Here is a 3,569-nt window from a genome sequence, read left to right as displayed (position 1 = left end):
CGCTCCGGCCGTGTGCGGCGCTCAGCCCGTGTGCGGCGTTCCGGCCAACATCACGCTCTGGCCGCGGAATTCCGCGATCACCTTTCCGGCCGCATTCCGCACCGTCACGTCGTAAACGCCGGTTCGACCGGAGCGTGTGCGTTCGACCGCTTCCGCGGTCAGTTCGTCCCCCACCGCCGCCGGAGCCAGGAACGTCACCTGCGCGCCCTGCGCGACCGTCACCGGACCGTAGCTGTTGCAGGCGTAGGAGAACGCCGCGTCGGCGAGCAGGAAGAGGAAGCCGCCGTGCGCGATGCCGTGCCCGTTCACCATCGCCGCGCCCACCGTCATGCGCATCACCGCGTGCCCGGTGGACACCGTGTCGAGCGTGATGCCGAGCCCCTGACAGGCCCGGTCGCGCTTGTACAGCCCGGCCATCCGGGAATGCGGCACGGTGCCTGCCGCCGGTGCGCCGGAATCCGTACCGGCCGCGGTGTCCACGCTCATGACGCCCTGCTTTCCCCGGGAACAGCCCGAAACGGTCGGTGTGCCGTGCGTACGTATCGCACCCGCATTACACCGAGGCCCGCGACGGGCTGTCAACGGTCTTCGGGCGGGGACCGAAAGTCCGTCCGGGGAACTCAGAGCAGCCGCTTGATGTCCCCCCGGGCGCGGTAGAACGAGCCGCTGCCGGACTCCAGCACCTCCGCCACCAGGTACCGCGCGCCCGGCACCCGGATGTCCTTCGGGAACTGAACCCGGCGCACCGGGTCGTAGCCCGGCGAGACCACCCGCACCCGCAGCCGGGAGCCGTCCTGCACGCACTCCACCTCGATGCCGCCCGCCGCGCCCGCCGAACCGACCGCCACCGACTCGATCGCCGCGCCGGCCACCGCCGCCGTCCAGCCGCTGCCGTCCACCTCGGCGGCCTGCGGCAGCCGGCCCTCCTCGGCCGCCCGCACCGCCTCCTCGCTCGCGTCCAGGCACACCAGCGAGCCGTCGGTGGTCACCAGGTAGAGCCGGCCGTCGCGGTACTGCATGCTGTACGCCGAGCCGCAGCCGGTGCCGAGCTTCCACAGCCGGGTGCCGTCCGCCGCGAAGCAGTACACCGAGGAGTGGTTGTCGCCCGCGAACACGTACCGGCCGTCGGGCGAGGCCGCGCAGGAGAACACCGAGGCGTCGCAGCGGTAGCGGGTCACCTCGGAGCCGTCCGCCTTGCGCAGCCGGTGCACCGAGCCGCGCGAGGTGCCGACGAACACCTCGTCCCGCTCCTGCCAGCCGAACAGCACCGCGCCGTCGGTGGCGGTGTGCCAGACCGGGGCGCCGCCGCGCGCCGCGTACCGGGCCACGCCGCGGGAGTGGCCGTGGTAGACGCCGTCGTCGTCGCAGCGCACCATCCAGCCCTGGTCGCCCTGGGCCGAGCGGCGCCACTGGAACTCGTCCTCGTGGTCGACGGTGGTGATCCCGCCGCGCGCGTCGGCCACGCCGAGCACGCCGTCGTGGATGTCCAGCCAGTAGATGTCGACGTCCTCGGCTATCTCGTACGCCACCCGGGGCACCTTGCCGCCCAGGTCGTACACCTTGCCGTCGTCGCAGCCGGCGTAGATCCACCAGTCGTCGGCGACGATGCACTTGACGCCGTCCGGCAGGCCGTAGCGGCCGGTCACCTCGCCGTCGTGGGTGAGCGTGTAGACGTCGCCGCGCTCGTTGCCGACCCAGGCGTGCTCCTCGCCGACGAAGATGCCGAACGCCGCCGCGCCGGAGCGGAACCGCCACAGCACCGGCGCCTGGCGGGCCGTCGAACGGGTGCTGACGATCGCCCGGCGGGTCACCGCCCGGCGCTGGCGCATCCCGCGCACCGCCGGGGCGTAGCCCTTGCGGACCTTCTCCCCGATCTTCTTGGCGGCCGCCGCCGAGGCCTTCTCCGGCGTGGGGTAGGTGGTGGTCTTGGTCTGACCGCCCTCGCCGATCCGCCCGTAGGTGATGGTGACGTCCGCCCCGCTGATCCGGACCTCGTAGAACTTGTGCGCGCTGCCGCTGTCCTCGGACAGCTCCAGGTAGGTCGACTGCGCGTCGGTGGCGGTGGCTGACATGGCGTGGGCCCCTTCCGGGCACGGCGTGGCGTGGGGCGCGGGGCGCGGTGCCCGGCGACACCCCAGAACCTAGCCGCCCGCACCGACAACGCCTCCCCCGGGCCGGGTCTGCCCGAACGGACCTTCCCTCCGGGCACCCGCTCTGCGAGCATCGTCCGCTATCCGGGCACCAGGCACCGGGGACGGGGGGCCGGCGGATGAAGCGGAAACCGGCGCACCGGCCGGCCCGGTGGGTGCGCGCCCGGCTGCGGGCCGCGCCCTGGACGGCGCTGCTCAACGCCGTGCTGGTGTTCACGGTCGTGCTGCTCTCGACCGGCCTGCCCCGGGGCGTCGACCGGGGCGCGGACGCCGCGCTGCGCGACTTCCTGCACGACCGCGGCGTCGGCGCGACCAGCCTGGTCACCCACGCCACCCTCCGCCCGGACGACGGCTCCGCCGCCCTGGACGCCGTGGCCGAACGGCTGCTGGCCCACACCGGCGGGGAGTTCCGCGTCTCGGCGGGCGGACCGGTCTACGGTGTGCGGGGCAGCCAGCAGCGGATCCTGACCGACCCGCACCTGTCCCGGCCCGACGACGTGCCGCCGAAGCTGGCCCTGCGCCACCTCGCCCGGCTCGCCGAGCACGCCGCCCTCGTCGACGGCCGGTGGCCCGCCCCCGTCCCCGCCGACCGGCCGCTCCAGATCGTGGTGTCGCAGGCCACCGCCGAGAAGCTCAGCCTCCGGATCGGCGACGTGCTGACCGAGGACACCGACCCCGCCCTCCGGCTGCCCCCGACCCCGGGGACCGAGGTGGTCGGCACCTTCCGCCCCCACGACGAGGCCGACCCGTACTGGACGGACCTCACCTGCCTCACCCGGCCCTGCCTCAAGATCCCGGACACCTTCGAGTGGAAGCGCTGGTGGGAGGCCACCGGCCTGACCAGCGGCGACGACCTGAACCGCCTGCTCGGCTGGTCGGGCGGCGGCCAGCTCTCCTGGCGGCTGCCCGTCGACCCCGACTCGCTGCGCGCCGACCGGCTGGCCTCGGCCGAACGCGAGCTCGCCGGCTACCTCACCGGCCCCACCGCCGCCCGGCTCGCCGCCGAGACCGGCCGCCCCGACCTGCGCACCTTCTCCTCACTGCCCGAACTGTTCGCCCTGGCCACCGCCCGCCGGGACGCCGCCGCCCCGCTGGCGGCGCTCGGCCCGGCCGGGCTCGCCGGCGTGGTCGTGGTCGTCCTGTGCCTGGGCGCCGCGCTGGCCGCCGACCGGCGCGGCCCCGAGCTCCTGCTGCTCCAGGCCCGCGGCGGCTCCCGCCGGGGCGTGCTGCGACGGCTGCTCGGCGAGGCCGCGACGGTCGTCCTGCCCGGGGCCGCGGCCGGCACGCTGCTCGCCGTCCTGCTGCTGCCCACCCCGCGCTGGGGCACCGCCCTGCTCGCCGGGGTGACGGCCACCGGGTTCGCGCTGCTCGCCTTCCCGGCCCGCGCGCTGCTGCTGCTCGCCCCGCGCTCCCGTGCCC

General features: G+C 75.1%; 2 protein-coding genes and 1 pseudogene. 1 reads left to right on the top strand and 2 read right to left on the bottom strand.

The genetic code is table 11. From position 1 onward, the window contains the following. Positions 1-21: 21 nt before the first annotated feature. Together paaI and ABD308_RS24580 are read right to left on the bottom strand one after the other, a co-directional pair. Positions 22-486: a hydroxyphenylacetyl-CoA thioesterase PaaI gene (gene paaI, locus ABD308_RS24585; protein WP_425554842.1), complete on the bottom strand. Its 465-nt coding sequence runs from the start codon at positions 484-486 to the stop codon at positions 22-24. A 134-nt stretch (positions 487-620) separates the two neighbouring features. Then, positions 621-2,072 carry a WGR domain-containing protein gene (locus ABD308_RS24580; protein ID WP_344338668.1) on the bottom strand — a complete coding sequence of 484 codons (1,452 nt, stop codon included), beginning with the start codon at positions 2,070-2,072 and terminating at the stop codon, positions 621-623. Between the two features lie 197 nt (positions 2,073-2,269). Here ABD308_RS24580 and ABD308_RS24575 point away from each other — a divergent pair. Next, positions 2,270-3,569 (top strand): annotated as a pseudogene (locus tag ABD308_RS24575) (hypothetical protein); the annotation flags it as partial.

It is taken from the genome of Kitasatospora putterlickiae, from assembly GCF_039527695.1.
Lineage (GTDB): Bacteria > Actinomycetota > Actinomycetes > Streptomycetales > Streptomycetaceae > Kitasatospora > Kitasatospora putterlickiae.
The sequence above is the reverse complement of the archived record's forward strand: the minus strand, read 5'-3'. Positions and strand labels throughout refer to the sequence as shown.

Coding starts and splice junctions, on each gene's coding strand:
- paaI (WP_425554842.1), bottom strand. CDS start 486: ATGAGCGTGGACACCGCGGCCGGTACGGATTCCGGCGCACCGGCGGCA.
- ABD308_RS24580 (WP_344338668.1), bottom strand. CDS start 2,072: ATGTCAGCCACCGCCACCGACGCGCAGTCGACCTACCTGGAGCTGTCC.